At 69.5% G+C, this 18,793-nt stretch carries 19 protein-coding genes and 1 pseudogene; 13 read left to right on the plus strand and 7 right to left on the minus strand.

Annotated features, from left to right (window positions below; genetic code table 11):
* Window positions 1-41: 41 nt before the first annotated feature.
* Genes VF522_RS01495 through VF522_RS01505 form a run of 3 tightly spaced genes read right to left on the minus strand, consistent with a single transcriptional unit; the run spans window position 42 to window position 2,532 of the window.
* On the minus strand, window positions 42-689 hold the full coding sequence (locus VF522_RS01495) for a hypothetical protein (protein WP_330906435.1): 648 nt from the start codon (window positions 687-689) through the stop codon (window positions 42-44).
* Entirely contained in the window at window positions 686-1,726 is a 1,041-nt protein-coding gene (locus VF522_RS01500; protein WP_330906436.1) for an MlaD family protein, read from the minus strand. Before VF522_RS01500 ends, VF522_RS01495 begins: the two co-directional genes overlap by 4 nt.
* Before the next feature lie 2 nt (window positions 1,727-1,728).
* A complete protein-coding gene (locus tag VF522_RS01505) occupies window positions 1,729-2,532 on the minus strand; it encodes an ABC transporter permease (protein ID WP_330906437.1) in 804 nt (267 codons plus the stop codon).
* A gap of 62 nt (window positions 2,533-2,594) precedes the next feature.
* On the opposite strand from VF522_RS01505, the gene gorA reads away from it, so the two are divergent.
* Complete coding sequence (gorA, locus tag VF522_RS01510) at window positions 2,595-3,980, plus strand: glutathione-disulfide reductase (RefSeq protein ID WP_330906438.1); 1,386 nt, start codon at window positions 2,595-2,597, stop codon at window positions 3,978-3,980.
* Between the two features lie 120 nt (window positions 3,981-4,100).
* Complete coding sequence (locus VF522_RS01515; RefSeq protein ID WP_330906439.1) at window positions 4,101-5,792, plus strand: hypothetical protein; 1,692 nt, start codon at window positions 4,101-4,103, stop codon at window positions 5,790-5,792.
* On the opposite strand, the gene VF522_RS01520 is transcribed toward VF522_RS01515, so the two are convergent.
* Complete coding sequence (locus VF522_RS01520; protein WP_330906440.1) at window positions 5,785-6,048, minus strand: hypothetical protein; 264 nt, start codon at window positions 6,046-6,048, stop codon at window positions 5,785-5,787. The genes VF522_RS01515 and VF522_RS01520 overlap by 8 nt on opposite strands.
* A gap of 175 nt (window positions 6,049-6,223) precedes the next feature.
* Here VF522_RS01520 and VF522_RS01525 point away from each other — a divergent pair, with 175 nt between their 5' ends.
* Complete coding sequence (locus VF522_RS01525; RefSeq protein WP_330906441.1) at window positions 6,224-7,714, plus strand: AMP nucleosidase; 1,491 nt, start codon at window positions 6,224-6,226, stop codon at window positions 7,712-7,714.
* Window positions 7,715-7,761: 47 nt separating this feature from the next.
* Here the strand turns inward: VF522_RS01525 and asd are convergent, their stop codons facing one another.
* Window positions 7,762-8,553, minus strand: a complete 792-nt coding sequence (gene asd / locus VF522_RS01530; RefSeq protein WP_330906524.1) for an archaetidylserine decarboxylase — start codon at window positions 8,551-8,553, stop codon at window positions 7,762-7,764.
* A 228-nt stretch (window positions 8,554-8,781) separates the two neighbouring features.
* Here asd and VF522_RS24520 point away from each other — a divergent pair.
* The 3 genes and pseudogenes from VF522_RS24520 to VF522_RS01540 form a co-directional block, all read left to right on the plus strand.
* Window positions 8,782-9,159, plus strand: a pseudogene (locus tag VF522_RS24520) (ATP-binding cassette domain-containing protein); the annotation flags it as partial.
* Entirely contained in the window at window positions 9,145-9,651 is a 507-nt protein-coding gene (locus VF522_RS24525) for a hypothetical protein (RefSeq protein WP_414709420.1), read from the plus strand. The pseudogene VF522_RS24520 and the gene VF522_RS24525, both read left to right, overlap by 15 nt.
* Window positions 9,652-10,455, plus strand: coding sequence for an ABC transporter permease (locus VF522_RS01540; protein WP_330906443.1), 804 nt, complete (start codon window positions 9,652-9,654; stop codon window positions 10,453-10,455). It begins immediately after the preceding gene.
* Window positions 10,456-10,512: 57 nt separating this feature from the next.
* On the opposite strand, the gene VF522_RS01545 is transcribed toward VF522_RS01540, so the two are convergent.
* Window positions 10,513-12,168 (minus strand): choline dehydrogenase, encoded by a 1,656-nt coding sequence (locus VF522_RS01545; protein ID WP_330906444.1) that lies wholly within the window; start codon window positions 12,166-12,168, stop codon window positions 10,513-10,515.
* Between the two features lie 72 nt (window positions 12,169-12,240).
* Between VF522_RS01545 and VF522_RS01550 the strand changes: the two genes are divergently transcribed.
* The 4 genes from VF522_RS01550 (at window position 12,241) to VF522_RS01565 (ending at window position 15,106) form a co-directional block, all read left to right on the plus strand.
* A complete protein-coding gene (locus VF522_RS01550; RefSeq protein ID WP_330906445.1) occupies window positions 12,241-13,047 on the plus strand; it encodes a crotonase/enoyl-CoA hydratase family protein in 807 nt (268 codons plus the stop codon).
* A gap of 105 nt (window positions 13,048-13,152) precedes the next feature.
* Window positions 13,153-13,602: a MarR family transcriptional regulator gene (locus VF522_RS01555; protein WP_330906446.1), complete on the plus strand. Its 450-nt coding sequence runs from the start codon at window positions 13,153-13,155 to the stop codon at window positions 13,600-13,602.
* Between the two features lie 46 nt (window positions 13,603-13,648).
* Window positions 13,649-14,068, plus strand: a complete 420-nt coding sequence (locus tag VF522_RS01560) for an organic hydroperoxide resistance protein (RefSeq protein WP_330906447.1) — start codon at window positions 13,649-13,651, stop codon at window positions 14,066-14,068.
* A gap of 27 nt (window positions 14,069-14,095) precedes the next feature.
* Window positions 14,096-15,106 carry a serine/threonine protein kinase gene (locus VF522_RS01565; RefSeq protein WP_330906448.1) on the plus strand — a complete coding sequence of 337 codons (1,011 nt, stop codon included), beginning with the start codon at window positions 14,096-14,098 and terminating at the stop codon, window positions 15,104-15,106.
* A gap of 86 nt (window positions 15,107-15,192) precedes the next feature.
* Here VF522_RS01565 and VF522_RS01570 read toward each other — a convergent pair whose 3' ends face one another.
* On the minus strand, window positions 15,193-16,065 hold the full coding sequence (locus VF522_RS01570; RefSeq protein WP_330906449.1) for a fumarylacetoacetate hydrolase family protein: 873 nt from the start codon (window positions 16,063-16,065) through the stop codon (window positions 15,193-15,195).
* Window positions 16,066-16,140: 75 nt separating this feature from the next.
* On the opposite strand from VF522_RS01570, the gene VF522_RS01575 reads away from it, so the two are divergent.
* Genes VF522_RS01575 through VF522_RS01585 form a run of 3 tightly spaced genes read left to right on the plus strand, consistent with a single transcriptional unit; the run spans window position 16,141 to window position 18,790 of the window.
* A complete protein-coding gene (locus VF522_RS01575) occupies window positions 16,141-17,106 on the plus strand; it encodes a tripartite tricarboxylate transporter substrate binding protein (protein WP_330906450.1) in 966 nt (321 codons plus the stop codon).
* An 11-nt stretch (window positions 17,107-17,117) separates the two neighbouring features.
* The gene (locus VF522_RS01580) at window positions 17,118-18,095 is read left to right on the plus strand and encodes a tripartite tricarboxylate transporter substrate binding protein (protein ID WP_330906451.1); all 978 of its coding nucleotides are present in this window, start codon (window positions 17,118-17,120) and stop codon (window positions 18,093-18,095) included.
* Window positions 18,095-18,790 carry a substrate-binding domain-containing protein gene (locus VF522_RS01585; protein ID WP_330906452.1) on the plus strand — a complete coding sequence of 232 codons (696 nt, stop codon included), beginning with the start codon at window positions 18,095-18,097 and terminating at the stop codon, window positions 18,788-18,790. Before VF522_RS01580 ends, VF522_RS01585 begins: the two co-directional genes overlap by 1 nt.
* Window positions 18,791-18,793: the final 3 nt, after the last annotated feature.

Raw genomic sequence — 18,793 nt, forward strand, 5'->3', positions numbered from 1 at the left:
CGCGCGACGCTGGGGTTGCACCCCAGCCTACGAAAACCCGCCTAGCGTTCCTCGGATGCGAGCTGCATCCTGCGCCGCAACTGCGCGGCCTCTTCCGTCGCGCCCGCCTTCTCGGCACGCATCGCCTGCGCGCCCAGCCACGCCATCACCGCGCGCCGCCAGCCCTGCTCCGATGCCGTATCCGTCGCGGCCTTCAGCACCTCGGGATCGGCCTTCTCGGTCCGCAACAGCACGCCCGCGGCGATCAGCCGCGACAGCGGGTTCCTGATGCCTTTCAGGGCACCGGCGCCGCCCTGCCCGCCCGCGACGCCGCGGTAATCCTCCTGCAGCAGCTTGGCCTGCTCCGGCGCGATCCGGCCGGCCAGGAAGTCCGCATAGGCGCGCTCCGCATCCGACGCGTCGCGGCGCAGCGGCTCGAAGCCGGTGCACGGACTGAAATCCAGGCTCGCCACCTGCACCGCGCAGCGCGTGAGCTCCGCGCGCGCCACCAGCGAAGGCTGCGCCGTGCTCGCCACCTCGCTGCGAAAGCGCGCGAATTCCGCCGTGGCGACGCGGTCCTTGCCGGACAGGTAGGCGCGCTCGTAGCGGTCCTGCGCGCCGTCGGCGTTCACCAGCCAGTCCGGCTGGCGCGGCTTGTTGCCACAGCCCGCGAGCAGCAACGCCAGGATGAGCGTGAGGAGCCGGATCATGGCAATTCGATCTTGCGGTCTTTCGAGAACGGCCACTTGCGGTTCAGGTCGTTGATCAGGTCCTCGATCTTGCGCAGGTTGGCCTCGACGTCACCGCGCAGGCTGCCCAGGTCCTCGCTCGCCTTGTTGACGTTGCCGGCGATGCCCTGCGCCTCCTTCAGCACGGCGTCCACCCGCTGCAGGCTGCCGCGCGTCTCGGCCAGCAGCGCATGCAGCTGGCGCACGCTGGCCTGCGCGTCGTCGGCGATGCCGCCCTGGCCGAACACCCGCTGGTCGGCGTGGCCCACCAGCCGGTCGCCGTTGGCCGCCAGGCGCTGCACCTGCGCCATCGCCGTGTTCGCGCGATCGATCGCCGCCACCAGCTTCTGGGCGTCGGTCTCGTTGCCGAAGATCGCGTGCAGCGCGCCCTTGTTGCCCTGCAGCTTCTGGGTGAAGGCCTGCAGGTTCTGCATGGAGCGATTCAGCTCGGAGTTCGCCGCCGTGATCTGGTTCAGGTTGTCCAGCACGTCCTTCGCGGCGCCGATCACGCGCCCGACCTCCTCGTTGAAGTCGCCGCGCAGCACCGGCCGCTCTGCGCCGTCGGGCAGCGGCGGGTCGGTCAGCACGCCGCTGTAGGCGCGCAGCTGCGCCGACCCGAAGATCGGCTTGATCAGCGTGAAGACGCTGGAGGTGCGAAGCCACTTGGCGTCCTTCTCCACCACGTCGATCAGGATGCGCACGTTGCCGCGCTCGCCGAGTTCCACCCGCTTGACGGTACCGATCGGAAAGCCCGAGAAGGTGAGGTCCATGCCGGAGGCCACGCCTTCGGCGTTGTCGGCCACCAGCACCAGCTGCTGCTTGGGTTCGAAGTAGCCGCGCGCGCGCAGTAGGAACAGCGCCGAGGCGACGATGAGCGCCACGGTGAAGGCCAGCAGCATGGTGGCCTTCAGCTCCAGGTTCTTCACCGGCACGTTCTTGCCGGCGGGTTCGGACTTCCCGGCCGGGGTTTCCGGCTGCGGGGGCGCGGTCGGGGACGGCGGACGGTTCGGGTCGGCCATGGTCAGATGTAGTTGCCCACGAGCGAGGACGCCTCCAGGATCAGCAGCACGCCGAACATGCGCACCAGGCCCTGCAGCGCGGCGCTCTCGCGCGAGCCGTCGTCCTCGATGTTGTTGAGGCCGGACGCCATCGGGATGACCGACACGGCGATGGCGAAGAACAAGGTCTTGAGGGCAAAGATGAAGGTGAACATCGGCTCGAACACGCGGCCGGTCATGTGCGTGTAGCCGTCGATGCCGGCCATGGTGAAGCCGTAGACGGCGAAGTAGGCGAGGATACCCGCCACCACGCAGCTGAGGGCGGCCAGCGTGATGCAGGAGAAGATGCCGGCCAGCAGCCGCGGCAGCACTTCGACGTCGATCGGGTCGAGCCGCCGCCTGCGCAAGGTGCGGAAATGGCCCGCGCGCCGCATCTCCACCAGCGCGGCGCCGCTGGGGATGGTGCAGCGCAGGGCGACGAACAGCGCCGCCGTGAGCGGGATCAGTTCGACCACCAGCACCCGCACCACCATCTCCAGGGCATATTGCGACAGGCCGTAGCTGGCCGACGTGACGATCACGATGCGGGTGATGATCAGCGTGAACAGGGCGATCAGCACCGTGAACCAGCCGAGAATGGGCGCCGTGTCGAGCCACACGTGGCGCGCCAAGTTGTACCGTGTCTGCGGCCCGTAGCTGCGCGGGGAGAAGGAGCGCACCACCATCACCGAGCCGAAGAAGGTGATGCGCGCCCAGGCCGCGGCCCAGCGGATGGGCGCCTTGCTGGTGTGGCCGATGTGCCGGTACCAGGTCGCTGCTTTGGTCATATGCCGGCGATGGTAATGGGCGCTGAACGACAAGGTCGTAAGGCGGCGCCTACAGTTGAGCCATGACCGGGAAAGGATGCGGGATGGACTTCGATTGCGACCTCTTCGTCATCGGCGGCGGCAGCGGCGGCGTGCGCGCCGCGCGCATGGCGGCGCAGCGCGGCGTGCGGGTGATGCTGGCCGAGGCGGCCGCGCTGGGCGGCACCTGCGTCAACGTCGGCTGCATCCCCAAGAAGCTTTATAGCTACGCGGCGCACTTTGCCGACGATTTCCGCGATGCCGCCGGCTTCGGCTGGGACCTCGCGCCGGCACGCTTCGACTGGCGGCGGCTGAAGGCGAATCGCGCCAAGGAGATCGCGCGCCTGAACGGCGTCTACGAAGGCCTGCTGCGCGACGCCGGCGTGGAGTTGCAGCGCGGGTGGGCCACGCTGTGCGATGCGAACACGGTCCAGGTCGCGACCGGCGACACGGCGAAACGCTGGCGCGCGCGCCACGTCCTGGTCGCCGCCGGCGGCACGCCCTCGGTGCCGCACTTCCCCGGACGAGAGCACGTGCTCACCTCGGACCAGATGTTCGACCTCGATCCCTTCCCGCGCCGGCTCGTCGTGGTGGGCGGCGGCTACATCGCCTGCGAGTTCGCCTCGATCTTCAACGGCCTCGGCGCGCAGGTCACGCAGCTCTACCGCGGCGAACAGGTGCTGCGCGGCTTCGACGACGACGTGCGCGCCTTCCTGGCCACGGAGGTGCGCAGGCACGGCGTGGACCTGCGGCTGCGCGTCGACGTGGAAGCCGTGGACCGGTCCGCCGACGGCCTGGCGGTGAAGCTCACGAACGGCGAGACGCTGGCCGCCGATGCCGTTCTCTACGCGACCGGCCGCGTGCCCAACGTCGCCGGGCTCGGCCTCGACGCCGCCGGCGTGCAGCTCTCGGCGCACGGCGGCATCGTCGTCGACGGCGACTATCGCTCTTCCTCCGCCTCGGTCTACGCGGTCGGCGACGTGACCGCGCGGCTGCAATTGACGCCGGTGGCGCTGGCCGAAGCCATGGTGGTGGTCGACCGGCTGTTCGGCGGCGGCGAGCGGGACCTGTCGTACGAATACGTGCCGACGGCCGTCTTCACCCATCCGAACGCGAGCACCGTCGGCCTCACCGAGCTGCAGGCGCGCGAGCGCTTCGGCGCGGTGCGTATCTTCCGCACCGATTTCCGCGCGCTGAAGAACACCTTGAGCGGCAGCGAGGAGCGCACGCTGATGAAGCTGGTGGTGGACGCCGCCAGCGACCGCGTGGTCGGGCTGCACATGGTCGGACCCGACGCGGGGGAGATCGTGCAGGGCTTCGCCGTGGCGATGAAGGCCGGCGCCACCAAGGCCCAGTTCGACGCCACCATCGGCATCCACCCGACCGCCGCGGAGGAGTTCGTGACGATGCGCGAGCCGGTCCCCTCCTGAAAAAAGCGGGGGCGACGCGTGCGTGACAACTTCACGCAGGTCGAATCTGGGTAAGACAGGGACTACAGCCTTTACACGGCCTTTGCGTGCCAAATCGCTATCTCAAGCGTTCAATATCGCATGAGCGCGAACGACACACGTACCGGCGTCAGGCAGGGCTGCCGCCGGTGGAATCATGGCCTGGCAGCCCTGGCATTGGCATGGGGCGGCACGGCCTGGTCGCAGGTGGTGTCCGTTCCCGCCGCTCACCTCAACCATGCGGAGGGCCCGGTGGCGGTCGCGCCGCAGGGCGACAAGGAGTGGCACGACGTGCAGCCGCGCCGCGTGCTCAAGCGCGGCGACCGGCTGTGGACCGACCGCGGCTCCCGCGCCGAAGTGCAGGCCGGCGGCCATGCGCTGCGGCTGAACGGCGAGACGCAATTGGTACTGGAGAACGTCGGTGACACCGCGACCCAGTTGAGCGTCACGCAGGGCAGCGTCGTCGCCACCGTCACGCGCATGAACCCGGGCGACAGCTTCGAGGTCGGCACGCCCAACCTCGCCTTCCGCGCCCGCCAGCCGGGCGATTACCGCATCGACGTCGACACGAAACAGGGTCTCACCCGCATCGTGGTGCTGTCCGGATCCGCCGTGGTGTTCGGCGAGAAGGGCGAGGCCCTGGAGGTGCGCAACGGGCAGCGCGTCACCTTCCGCGAACGCAGCCTGGCGCGCGTTCAGCAGGCGGCGTTTGCCGCCAATGACGATTTCGATCGCTGGGCCGGCGCGCGCCGCCGCGGCGAACCGACGGTCAGCATGCCCGTGGCGGCCGCTGCGGCGCCGGTGCCGGCGCCCGCGGCGGAGCCTTCGAGCAGGAGCCGCACGATCGTCATCCCCGGCGGTCCCGCGGTGGCCGCGGCCAAGCCGGCGCCCGCCACGAAGGCCGTGCCCGCCGTCGCCGTCGCACCGGCGACGCCGATGGCGATCGCTCCCGCGCCCGTCGTCCCGATGCCCGCGGCCAAGCCGATCCCCACCACGCCGATGGCGGCGCCCCTGCGCGTGACCGCCCCCGCGCCCACCGTCCCCGTTTCCTCGCAGGCCGCGCTGGCCGAAGCGCAGGCGCGGGCCCAGGCAGCGCGCGAGAAGGCGGAACGCGAGCGCCTCGCGGCGCAGCAGCGCGCGGAGGAAGACAAGCGTGCGGCCGCCGTGCGTGCGGAACGTGCGGAACGTGCCGAACGTGCCGAGCGCGCCGAACGCGCCGAACGCGAAAAACGCGCGGCGATCGCCGCCGATGCGAAGCGCGCCGAGGAGCGCAAGCGCGCGATCGCGGTGAAGCGCGAGGAAGACCGCAAGCACGCGAAGCGGGCCGAAGAGGAACGCAAGCTGCAGGCCAAGCGCGCGGCGGAAGACAAGCGGCTGGCGCTCAGGCGCGCCGAGGAAGAGCGCCGGCACGCGAAGCGCGCAGCGGAGGAAAAGCGCATCGCGGCCGCTCGCCAGGCCGAGGCGCAGAAGGTGTCGGAGCAGGCCCGTCGCAAGCAGCTGGCCCGCCTGCAGGAGCAGGCGCACCGCGAGGAACAGGCCGTCCAGGCCCGCCGCGAGCAGGCCGCGCGCCGGGCGGAGGAAGACCGTCGGGAGGAACAGGCCCGCCGCGAGGAACAGGCGCGGCATGAAGAGCAGGCCCGTCGCGACGAGGATTTGCGCCGGCAGCGCGCCCTGGCGGATCAATGGCGGCGCGAACAGGAGCGCCGGGACCAGGAAGTGTGGCTGCGCCAGCAGCAGCAGCTGCAGCCGGTGCGGCCGGCGCCGATGGGCGTGCCGGCCCGCCGGGTCAGTTGACGCGGCGCGTGTAGGTGCGGGTGACCGCGGCGGAGGCGGCCTTCTCTTCTTCCGGCGGCAGGTAGATCGTGGTGCGGTCGATCTTGGCGTCGAAGGCGGCGATCTCGGCGCTCGCGCAGCGGATCACGGCGCGATCGAGGGGATGACACTGGCGCTGGCTCAGTTTGGTGAGTTGCTCCGACCCTTCGATATGGGCGCGGACCTGGGCCGGGTCGACCATCAGGGCGAAAGGATTGGCGGCCATCGCTTGCGTCATTTTCTTGGACTCCTTGATTGATTTGCGTCTCTCTGGGACGTCGTTCTGGATGACGCAAACTGTCGTTCCTGGGCCCAAAAACGAAGGTCAGCGGAGTGCGTTACACCTTGTAGGACGGTTTCGCACCGACGGCCGGGTTTGCAGGCGCTTGTAAAGGGAGTTGCACAATAGGCGCATGCCCTTCCAGCCGCCGTTCATCGCACCCACTTTCCATACCGATCCCGAGAGCGCGCTGGACCAGGTCCGCGCCATCTACGCGCAGCAGATCCACCACCTGCGCGAGGCGATGCAAAGGTTCGTGGCCGGCGAGTCCATGCCGGGGCGGGTGAGGGCCTGCTATCCGTACGTGCGGATCCAGACCGAAAGCGTTCTGCCGCAGGCGCAGCTCGAAAACGCGGGCCTGTCGTATGGCTTCGTCGCCAGCGCGGGCCGCTACGAGACCACCCTCACGCGCCCGGACCTGTACGGCAACTACTACCGCGAGCAGTTCCGGCTGCTGCTCGCCAACCACGGCGTCGCGCTGGAGGTGGGCACCAGCAACGAGCCGATGCCGATCCACTTCTCCTTCGCGGAGCACGACCACATCGAGGGCAACCTGCCGCCGCAGCGGCGCGCCATGATGCGCGACCTGTTCGACCTGCCGGACCTGTCCACGATGGACGATGGCATCGCCAACGGCACGCAGGGCTTCGATCCGGCGTCGCATCCGCTGTCGCTGTTCACCGCTTCGCGCGTCGACTACTCCCTGCACCGCATGCGGCACTACACGGGCAGCGCGCCGGACTGGTTCCAGAACTTCGTGCTGTTCACCAACTACCAGTTCTACATCGACGAATTCGTGAAGCTCGGTCACGAGGAGATGAACCGCCGCGACAGCGAGTACATCGCCTTCGTCGAGCCGGGCAACGTGGTGACGCGCCGCGTGGGCCTGCCGCGCGAGGCCATGGACAGCCTGGGCGCGCCGCCGCCGCGGCTGCCGCAGATGCCGGCCTACCACCTGATCCGCCCGGGGCACCACGGCATCACGATGGTCAACATCGGCGTGGGCCCCTCGAACGCGAAGAACATCACCGACCACGTCGCCGTGCTGCGTCCGCATGCCTGGCTGATGCTGGGACACTGCGCGGGCCTGCGCAACAGCCAGCAGCTGGGCGACTACGTGCTGGCGCACGGCTACGTGCGCGAGGACCACGTGCTGGACGAGGAACTGCCGCTGTGGGTGCCGATCCCGGCGCTCGCCGAGATCCAGGTGGCGCTGGAGCAGGCGGTGGCGGACATCACGCAGTGCAAGGGCGCGGACCTCAAGCGCATCATGCGCACCGGCACGGTGGCCAGCACCGACAACCGCAACTGGGAGCTGCTGCCCGGCAACGAACCGCAGCGGCGCTTCTCGCAAAGCCGCGCGGTGGCGCTCGACATGGAATCGGCCACCATCGCCGCCAACGGCTTCCGCTTCCGCGTCCCCTACGGCACCCTGCTGTGCGTGAGCGACAAGCCCCTGCACGGCGAGATCAAGCTGCCGGGCATGGCCAACCAGTTCTACCGGGAACGCGTCGACCAGCACCTGCGCATCGGCATGCGCGCGATCGAGATCCTGCGTTCACAGGGGCCGCAGCGGCTGCACTCCCGCAAGCTGCGCTCCTTCGACGAGGTCGCGTTCCAGTAACGCCTGTCTTCGTAGGTCGGGGTGAGCCCGCAGGCGAACCCCGACGCCTAGAGCGCCGCCTCGGTCTCGATCAGCGTCGCCATCGCCTCCCCCAGCCGCACCGGCTTCGTCGGCCCCCAGTCCGGCGTGAACGTCAGCACGTTGCGCGGGAACAGCAGGATCACCGTGGAGCCGAGCAGGAAGCGGCCCATCTCCGCGCCCTTGGCGATCACGATGTCCTGGTCGTCGTAGCGCCACTCGCGCGGCTCGCGGGTGCGCGGCGGGTTCACCACGCCGTGCCACACGGTGGCCATGCTGCCGACGATGGTGGCGCCCACCAGCACCATCACCATCGGTCCGTGCGCGCAGTCGAACTCGCACACCACCCGCTCGTTGCGCGCGAACAGGCTGGGCACGTGGCGCGCCGTCAGCGGGTTGACCGAGAACAGGTCGCCCGGCACGTAGATCATCCGCTTCAGGCGCCCCTCGCAGGGCATGTGGATGCGGTGGTAATCCTTGGGCGCGAGGTACAGCGTGGCGAAGTGGCCGTGGTCGAAGCGGTGCGCCAGCGCCTGGTCGCCGCCCACCAGCGCGCGGGTCGAGTAGCTGTGGCCCTTGGCCTGGAACAGCTGGTCGTGCTCGATCGGCCCGAACTGGCTGATCGCCGCGTCCACCGGGCAGATGAAGGGCGCGTTCCCGACCGGGCGCGCGCCTTCGCGCAGGGGCCGGGTGAAAAAGTCGTTGAAGCTGGCGTAGCTCTCGAGGCGCGGCTCCACCGCCTCCGCCATGTTCACCTGGTACTGGGCCGCGAAGCGCCGCACCATCCATCGCGTCACGGGCCCGAGCCGCGCGCCGGCCATCTTGCCGGCCAGCACGGTGAGGAACTTCTTGGGCAACAGGTACTGCTGCGTGATGGGCAATGGGGGTAGCAGGGGAAACAAGCGGCGTCCTGGTCGGCAAATCGCAAAATTCTACGGCGGCGCAGCCCGGCAGGCGCGCCGGGCCGGGCTGCGACACAATAGCCGCCGCCCATGACCGAGCCGCTCCTCGACGCCCGCGACCTGACCAAGCGCTACGGTGAAGCCACCGTCGTCGACAGTCTCTCCTTCCGCATCGAGGCCGGCGAGTGCCTGGGCGTGATCGGCCCCAACGGCGCCGGCAAGACGACGACGCTGCGCATGTGCCTGGGCCTCACCGAGCCCGACGGGGGCGAGATCCGCGCGCTCGGGCTGCGCATGCCGCAGGACGCGCTGGTCATCAAGTCGCAGCTGGGCGTGGTGAGCCAGTTCGATTCGCTGGACCCGGACTTCAGCTGCGCCGAGAACCTGCTCGTCTATGGCCGCTATTTCGGCCTGCCCGAACGGCGCGTGCGCGAGCGCATCCCGCAGCTGCTGGAGTTCGCCGCGCTGACGCACAAGGGCCAGGCCAAACCCGGCGAGCTTTCGGGCGGCATGCGCCGGCGCCTCTCGCTGGCGCGCGCGCTGGTCAACGATCCGCGCCTGCTCATGCTGGACGAGCCCACGACGGGCCTCGATCCGCAGGCCCGCCACCTGATGTGGGAGCGGCTGCAGGTGCTGCTGCAGCAGGGCAAGTCGATCCTGCTGACGACGCACTTCATGGACGAGGCGGAACGCCTGTGCAACCGGCTGCTGGTGCTGGACCACGGCCGCAAGATCGCCGAAGGGCGTCCGCGCGACCTGATCGCCGAACACCTGGAGCCCGACGTGGTGGAGGCCTACGGCAACGGAGTCCTGGAGATCGCGCAGTCGCCGCTCAAGTCGCTCGCGCGCCGCACCGAGGTGAGCGGCGAGACGGTGTTCTTCTACACGCAGGACGCGCGGCCGCTGCTCGACACGCTCGGGCGCGAGCATCCCAAGCTGCGCACCCTGCACCGGCCGGCCAACCTGGAGGACCTGTTCCTCAAGCTCACCGGCCGGCAGATCCGCGAAGGAGCCTAGATGACGACGCACGTCTCTCCCTGGCGCGCCCCGGCGCTGTCGCTGCGCTGGTGGCCGGTGTTCCGCCGCAACCTGCTGGTGTGGCGCAAGCTCGCCATCCCCAGCCTGATCGGCAACATCGCCGAGCCGCTGATCTGGCTGGTGGCCTTCGGCTACGGCATGGGTGCGCTGGTGGGCAGCGTGCGGGTCGAAGGCGCCGAAGTGCCCTACATCGTGTTCCTGGCCAGCGGTTCGATCTGCATGAGCGCGATGAACGCCGCCACCTTCGAGGCGCTCTATTCGGCGTTCTCGCGCATGCACGTGCAGAAGACCTGGGACGGCATCCTCAACGCGCCGGTGGTGCTGGACGACATCGTGCTGGCGGAGATGCTGTGGGCCGCCTACAAGGCGATCTTCACGGTGACGGCGATCCTGATCGTGATGCTGGCGCTGGGCATCAGCGCCAGTCCCAAGCTGCTGGTGGCCTGGCCGGTGCTGCTGGGCGCGGGCATCACCTTCTCCTGCATCGCGCTGATCTTCAACGCGCTGGCCAAGGGCTACGACTTCTTCACCTACTACTTCACCCTGTTCCTCACGCCGATGATGTTCCTGTCCGGGGTGTTCTTCCCGCGCGAGCAGCTGCCGCAGGTGGTGCGGGTGGTTTCCGACTGGCTGCCGCTGACGGCGGCGGTGGAGCTGGTGCGGCCGATGTTCGTCGACCAGTGGCCGGAGCACTGGCTGCGGCATCTGCTGGTGCTGGCCGGGTATGCGGTGGTGGCGTTCTGGATCGCACTGGCGCTGACCCGGCGGCGGTTCGCGGCTTGAACAAGGCTGGGGGTTCGTAGGCTGGGGTGGAACCCCAGCGCTGGGGTTGCACCCAGCCTACAAGGCAACGCTCTCCTCGGAAGGCGTGGTGACCTCCGGTCGACGCGCCGACTGCCGGATCATCTCCGCCGCCTTCTCCCCGATCATGATCACCGGCGCATTGGTGTTGCCGCCCACGATGCTGGGCATGATCGACGCATCCACCACGCGCAGGCCTTCCAGGCCGTGCACGCGCAACTGCGGATCGACCACCGCCAGCGCGTCGCTGCCCATGCGGCAGGTGCCCACCGGGTGGTAGATCGTATCGGCGTGGCTGCGCACGAAGGCCTCGATCTGTTCGTCGCTGCACGCCGCCGCGGAGGTCGCGAGTTCGCGGCCGCGGTGGTCCGCCAGGGCGGGCTGCGCCAGGATCTCGCGCATCAGCCGGAAGCCCTTCACGAGGCGGCGCGTATCGTCATCGTCGGCCAGGAAGTTGGGGTCGATGCGCGGCGCGGCGAGCGGATCGGCGCTCGCCAGCGTCAGCGTGCCGCGGCTCTTCGGGCGCAGCAGGCAGACATGGCAGGAGTAGCCGTGGCCGAACACCGTCTTGCGGCCGTGGTCCACCAGCTTGCCGATCACGAAGTGCAGCTGCAGGTCGGGGAGGGCCTCCTGCGGCGAGCTGCGGATGAAGCCGCCCGCCTCCGCGAAATTCGTCGTGAGCATCCCGCTGCGCTGCCGCCGCCATTCGAGGATGCCCTTCAGCGTGTTGAGGATGCCGGGAAAGGACAGCCCGAACAGGTCCGTGAGGTGCGGCGCGTCGACCACCTGCACGACATCGACGTGGTCGTGCAGGTTGCGGCCGACACCGGGCAGGTCGTGCACCAGCGGGATGCCCTGCCGCCGCAGCTCCTCCGCCGGCCCGACGCCGGAGAGCATCAGCAGCTGCGGCGACAGCAGCGCACCGGCGCTGAGGAGCACCTCGCGGCGCGCGCGAACCTGCCGTTCCACGCCGTCCTGCAGGAAGGCGACGCCGGTCGCACGACGGCCTTCGAACAGCACGCGAGTGGCATGAGCCCCGGTGAGCACGTGCAGGTTGGCGCGATGCCGGTTCGGCGCGAGGTAGGCCTTGGCCGCGCTGAAGCGCTCGCCGTTCCTGTGCGTCACCTGGTACAGGCCCACGCCCTCCTGCTCCGCACCATTGAAATCGCGGTTCTCGCGAAAGCCCGCCTCCTTCGCGGCATCCACGAACACCGGCCCGAAGCGATGCGGGCTGCGCAGGTCCATCACGTTCAGCGGCCCGCCCGTGCCGTGGAAGGCGTCGGCGCCGCGCTCGTTGTGTTCGGCGCGCTTGAAGTACGGGAGCACCTCGTCCCAGGACCAACCAGTGTTGCCCGCTGCGGCCCACGCGTCGTAGTCGGCGCGATGGCCGCGTGCGTAGATCATCGCGTTGACCGAGCTGGAGCCGCCCAGCACCTTGCCGCGCGGCTGGTAGCCGCGCCGGCCGTTGAGCCCGGCCTGCGGCACGGTCTGGAAGCCCCAGTTCGCCTGCCCGTTCCGAGCGAGCAGCGCGAGCCCCGCGGGACAGTGGATGAGCACGCTGGTGTCGGGCGGGCCCGCTTCGAGCAACGCCACCTGCACCGACGGGTCCTCGCTCAGGCGCGCGGCCAGCACGCAGCCCGCGCTGCCGCCGCCGACCACCAGGTAATCCACGCTTTCCGGATGGGAAGAAGCCATGCCCAGTCTCCTCTGCGGCCAGTCTAGGGTTTCCCTCCACAAGGTGGACGAGTGGCTGCTCTAATGCGGCCCATGGACACCGCCACGCCCGCAGAGGGCACCATCGTCACCGAGCGCCGCGGCGCGCTGCTCCTGATCGGAATCGACCGGCCCGCCAAGCGCAACGGCTTCACGCCGCGCATGTTCCGCGAGCTGGCGCAAGCCTACACCTTGCTGGACGACGATCCAAGCCTGCGCGTGGGCGTGCTGTTCGCCCACGGCGAGCACTTCACCGCGGGCCTGGACCTGCCCGCGATCGCGCCGTTCATGCAGAAGGGCGAGAAGCTGTGGCCGCCAGGCATGGTGGAGCCGCTGGATCTCGGCTCGCCCGGCTACCGGCGGCGCACCAAGCCGATGGTGGCGGCGGTGCAGGGCATCACTTTCACCCTGGGCATCGAGCTGATGCTCGCGGCCGACGTGGTCATCGCCGCCGACGACTGCCGTTTCTCGCAGCTGGAAGTCAGGCGCGGGATCATGGCCACCGGCGGCGCGACCCTGCGCATGGCCGAACGCGCGGGCCTCGGCAACGCGCTGCTGCACCTGCTCACCGGCGACGAATTCGGGCCCGCCGAGGCGCTGCGGCTGCACTTCGTGCAACGGGTGGTGCCGGCGGGCCGGCAATTCGACGAGGCCCTGCGCGTCGCCGAAGCGATCGCGGCGCAGGCCCCGCAGGCCGTGGTCGCCACCCGCCTGAACGCGCTGAAGGCGGTGGAGCACGGGCCGCTGGAGGCGATGGCGGAGTTCGTGCCGGTGCAGCAGCGCCTGTCGCGCAGCGAGGACGCGGCCGAAGGCCTGCGTTCGTTCGTCGAGAAGCGGCCGGCGCGGTTCACGGGGAAGTAGGCACGCGCGGGCGGCTGCCTGGAAACCCTGGATCCCCGCCTGCGCGGGGATGACGGAACTCCAGTTGAGTTGCACGCAATTCGATTTCGAGCTACAGTTCCGTCCATGCCGAACCGCAGCCTCTCCGCCGACGAAGCCCTCCTGCTGGAGAACCAGGTGTGTTTCGCCCTGTACTCGGCGTCGCTCGCGATGACCAAGCTGTACAAGCCGCTGCTCGACGAGCTGGGCCTCACCTATCCGCAATACCTCGCGATGCTGGTGCTGTGGGAGGGCGACGGCCTGATGGTGTCCGAGCTCGGCCAGCGGCTCTATCTCGATTCCGGCACGCTCACGCCGCTGCTCAAGCGGCTGGAGTCCGCCGGCCTGGTCAGCCGCCTGCGCGACGTGGCCGACGAGCGTCGCGTGCACATCCACCTCACTTCCGCCGGCCGCCGGTTGAAAGCGAAAGCGGCGAAGGTGCCGGCCTGCGTCCTGGCGGCCAGCCAGTGCTCGCTGCCCGAACTGAAACAGATCACCGACCAGGTGCGCCTGCTGCGCGAGCGGCTGGCGGCCTGAACCCTCCCCCGCTTCGCGAGAAGCCTCCATCCCCGAAGGAACAACCATGGCCACTCCCCTCGACAAGGTCCTCTACACCGCCAAGACGCACGTCACCGGCGGCCGCGAAGGCGAAGGTCGCTCCAGCGACGACCGCATCTCGGTCAAGCTGTCCTCGCCCGGCGGCCCCGGCAACGGCACCAATCCCGAACAGCTGTTCGGCATCGGCTATTCCGCCTGCTTCATGGGCGCGATGAAGGCGGTGGCGCCCAAGGTCGGCGTCAAGGTGCCGGACAACGCGGCCATCGACGCGGAAGTGGATCTGGGCCCCACCTCGCTCGGCTACGGCATCTCGGTGCGGCTGAACATCAGCCTGCCGGGCCTGGAGCGCGCGCAGGCCGAGAAGCTGGTGGAGGAAGGCCACAAGGTGTGCCCCTACTCCAACGCCACCCGCAACAACATCGACGTCAAGCTGAACATCGTCTGAGGCCCGGCGCGCGGCGACAATGCCGGCATGCAGCCAGATGCCGTGCGCCATCCTTACGAGACCCTCACGCCGGACGCCGTGCTGGACGCACTGGCGTCCGTCGGTCTCTACGGCGACGGGCGCCTGCTCGCGCTGAGCTCCTACGAGAACCGGGTGTACCAGGTGCACCTGGAGGAGCCTTTCGAAGGCGCCGCGATCGTGGTGGCCAAGTTCTACCGGCCCGCGCGCTGGAGCGAAGCGCAGATCCTGGAGGAGCACGCCTTCGCGGCCGAACTGCAGCAGGCCGAAGTGCCCGCCGTCGCGCCGCTCGCGCCGGGCGGGCGCACGCTGCACCATCACGCCGGCTTCTTCTTCAGCGTGTCGCCGCGCCGCGGCGGCCGCACGCCCGAACTCGACGACGGCGACGTGCTGGAATGGATCGGGCGCTACCTGGCGCGCCTGCACGTCGTCGGCGCGAAGCATCCCTTCGCCACCCGTCCCGCGATCGACCTGGACGGCTTCGGCCGCGAGCCGCGCGACTGGCTGCTCGCGCACGACGCGATCCCGCTGGACGTGCAGGGCGATTGGGAACGCGCCTGCGAACAGGCGTTGCGGCAGATCGGAGCCGCGCTCGATGCGGCCGGCGAAGCGGACGTGCAGGTGCTGCGCCTGCATGGCGATTGCCATCCCGGCAACATCCTCTGGACTCCCGACCAGGGCCCGCATTTCGTCGACCTCGACGACGCGCGCAGCGGGCCGGCGGTGCAGGACTTGTGGATGCTGCTGTCAGGCGAGCGGGCGCAGCGGCAGCGCCAGCTCGGCTTCCTGCTCGATGGGTACGAACAGATGCGTGAGTTCGACCGCGCGGAGTTGGCGCTCGTCGAGCCTTTGCGCACGCTGCGGCTGATCCACTACAGCGCCTGGCTGGCACGGCGCTGGGACGACCCGGCGTTTCCGCGGGCGTTTCCGTGGTTCGGCACGCCCGACTACTGGCGCGGGCAGGTGCAGATGCTCGTGGAGCAGATGGAGGCGATGGAGGAGCCGCCGCTGGTGGCTTGAGGGATGGTGGGCAAGCAAAGCTTGCCCACCCTACGCCGGGGACGTGAGCCTCGTAGGGTGGGCAACTCCGTTGCCCACCATGACGATCACTTCAGCGGATTCTCGAGAACGCCGATCCCGCCGATCTCGATCTTCACCACGTCGCCCGACTTCAGGTACTTCGGCGGCTTGAAGCCGATGCCCACGCCGGCCGGCGTGCCGGTGGCGATCAGGTCGCCCGGGTACAGCGTGATGCCGGCGGAGATGCACTCGATCAGCGTCGGGATGTCGAAGATGAAGTCCTTCGTGTTGGCGTTCTGGCGCAGCTCGCCGTTGACCCAGCACTTCACGTCGGTGTTCTGGCCGTCCATCTCGTCGGCCGTCACCAGCCACGGGCCCATGGGGCAGAAGGTGTCGAAGGACTTGCCCAGCAGCCACTGCGAGTGGCGGCCCTGCCAGTCGCGCGCGGTGAAGTCGTTGATGATCGTGTAGCCCCACACGTGCTTCATCGCATCGGCCTTGCTGATGCCCTTGCCGCCCTTGCCGATCACCACGGTGAGTTCGGCTTCGTAGTCGAGGGCGTCGGAGGCCGCGGGCTTGAGGATGGGCTCATTCGGACCGATCACCGATTCGGGCACCTTGGAGAAGATGATCGGGTGCGCGGGGATGTCGCCGCCGGACTTGGCGCTGGAGTCGAAGCCGCTGCCGGCGAATTCCTTGGCGTGCGCGTGGTAGTTCTTGCCGACGCAGAACACGTTGCGACGCGGACGCGGGATGGGCGCGACGAGCTTCACCTGCGCCAGCGGGATCGCGGCGCCGGTGGCGGGCAGCGCGCGGCCCGCGGCCTGCGCCTCCACCAGCGGCAAGGCGCCCAGCGCGGCATCGGCGGCGCTCAGCTGGAAGGGCTCGACCTGTTGGCCGTCGGCGGAAATCCGGCCGACGCCGGGCTGGTTCTGGTAAACGTACGCGGCGATCTTCATGGGGGAAAACTCTCTTTCGGGGGGAGGCGGCTGTTCAGTAGCATGCTAACAAAACAACCCATAGGAGTTACCCCAATGTTCCGCCGAATCCTGATCGCCGTGGGCCTTGCAGCCGCGGCCGGGCTGGCCGCCGCGCAGGGCGCCTTCCCCACCAAGCCCATCACCATGGTCGTGCCCTTCCCGCCGGGCGGCCTGGCCGACCTCGTCGGCCGTCCCGTCGCCGAGGCCATGGGCCGCGACCTCGGCCAGACGGTCGTCATCGAGAACAAGGGCGGCGCCGGCGGCGGCATCGGCATGGCGTACGCGTCCAAGGCCCCGGCCGACGGCTACACCATCCTGATGGCGCTGGCTTCGTACAGCGTGCTGCCCGAAGCCGACACCGTGCTGGGCCGCAGCCAGATGTACGCCTACAACGCGCTGCGCCCCATCGCCCGCTTCACCGCCGACCCGACGGTGCTGGCCGTGCGCGCCGATGCGCCGTGGAAGACCGTCAAGGACTTCGTCGAGGACGCGCGCAAGCGCCCCGGCGCGATCAACTTCGGCTCCTCGGGCAACTACGGCACCATGCACGTGCCGATGGAGATCCTCAAGCAGGTCGCCAACGTGCGCATGACCCACATCCCCTACACCGGCGCGGGTCCTTCCGTCACCGCGCTGCTGGCCGGCCAGATCGACGCCGTGTCCACCGGTCCCGCCACCGTGCTGCAGCACGTGAAGTCCGGCAAGCTGCGCGTGCTGGCGCACTGGGGCAACACGAAGCTCGAGTCCATGCCCGACGTGCCGTCGCTCAAGCAGTCCGGCTACAACGCCGAATACGCGCAGTGGTCCGGCCTGTTCGTTCCCGCGAACACGCCCGAGCCGGTGGTGCAGCGCCTGCGCCAGGCCGCGCGCTTCGCCGCCAACGATGCCAAGGTGAAGGACACCATCCTCGGCGCCGGCAGCCCCGTGCTGTTCCAGGACACGCCGGAATTCGAGAAGTACGTGCACAGCGACGTCAAGCGCATGGCCGACGTCGTGAAGAAGATCGGCAAGGTCGAATAAGGAGACCCGCGATGAAGCGTCCGCAATTCCTCCGCTGGCTGGCGGCCTCCGCCTGCGCCGCCACCCTGCTGCCGGTGCCTGCCGCCGCGCAGACCTGGCCCGCCAGGCCGATCCGCATCATCGTGCCCTTCGCGGCCGGCGGTTCGGCGGACGTCTACGCACGCTTCCTCGCGCAGCGCCTCCCCGACCTCCTCGGCCAGCCGGTGGTGGTGGAGAACCGTCCCGGCGCCGGCGCGGTGATCGGCACGGAAGCCGTCGCCAAGTCCCCGGCGGACGGCTACACGCTGCTGCTGATGTCGAACACCCACACGGTGAACGAGACGCTGGTGCCGAACCGGCCGTACAACCTCACGCGCGACTTCGTCGCCGTGGCGCCGATCAACTACGCCGACCTGATCCTCGCCGCGCATCCCTCGGTGCCGGCGAACAACGTGCGCGAAGTGCTGAAGCTGGCGAAGGAGCGCCCGGGCAAGCTGAACTACGCCTCCTCGGGCACGGGCACGCCGTACCACATGGCCGGCGAGCTGTTCAAGAGCATGTCCAGCACCTACCTCGTGCACATCCCGTACAAGGGCAGCTCGGGCGCGCGCACCGACCTGCTCGGTGGCCAGGTGGACCTGATGTTCGACGCCGTCACCACCATGGTGGAACAGGTGAAGTCCGGCAAGGTGAAGGCGATCGCCACCACGGGCAAGCAGCGCTCCGTCGTGCTGCCGGACGTACCCACCGTGCACGAGTCCGGCATCCCGAACTACGAAGCCACGATCTGGCTGGGCCTGCTGGCCCCCAAGGGCACGCCGGCGCCCGTGGTGAACCGCCTCAATGAAGCGGTCAGCAAGATCGTGAGCCAGCCCGACGTGCAGCAGGGCTGGGCCAAGCAGGGCGCGACCGCCATGGTCATGAACCCGCAGGCCTTCGACAAGTACGTCCACGAAGACATCGAGAAGTGGGCGAAGCTGATCAAGGCCGCGCACATCAAGGCGGACTGATGCCCAAGACGCTCCATATCCTCAGCGGCGGCGCCGCCCAGGCGCTGGTGACGCGCCTGCAGCCTGCCTTCGAGAAAAAGCACGACTGCAAGATTTCGGGCACCTACGGCGCCGTCGGCCTGATGAAGGACAAGCTGCTCGCCGGCACGCCTTGCGACGTGCTGATCCTGAGCCAGGCGCTGATCGACGACCTGGCGGCGCAGGGCCGCGCCGATGCAGCGACGGCGCGCGCCGTCGGCGGCGTGCAGACCGGCGTGGCGCTGAAGGAAGGCCGCGCGCCGGTCACGCTGCGCAACGAGCAGGACCTGAAGGCGCTGCTGCAATCCGCGCCCGCGATCTACTTCCCCGATCCCGCGAAGGCCACGGCCGGCATCCACTTCATGAAGGTGCTGCAGGCGCTCGGGCTCGCGGAGCAGAAGGAAAAGCTGCGCACCTTCCCCAATGGCGCCACCGCGATGGCGGCGCTGGCGCAGGCGAAGGAAGCCGACGCGGTGGGCTGCACCCAGGTCACCGAGATCCTGATGACGATCGGCGTGAAGCTCACGGGCCTGCTGCCGGCGCCGCACGGGCTCACCACGACCTACACGGCCGCCGCGGCGAGCCCCGCGACCGAGCCACAGCTCGCGCGCGCGCTGATCGCGGCGCTCACGGCGCCGGAAGCGGCGCAGGCGCGCAAGGAATGCGGTTTCACCTGAGAC

The sequence above is a fragment of the Ramlibacter sp. genome, assembly GCF_036383835.1.
Classification (GTDB): Bacteria; Pseudomonadota; Gammaproteobacteria; order Burkholderiales; family Burkholderiaceae_C; genus Ramlibacter.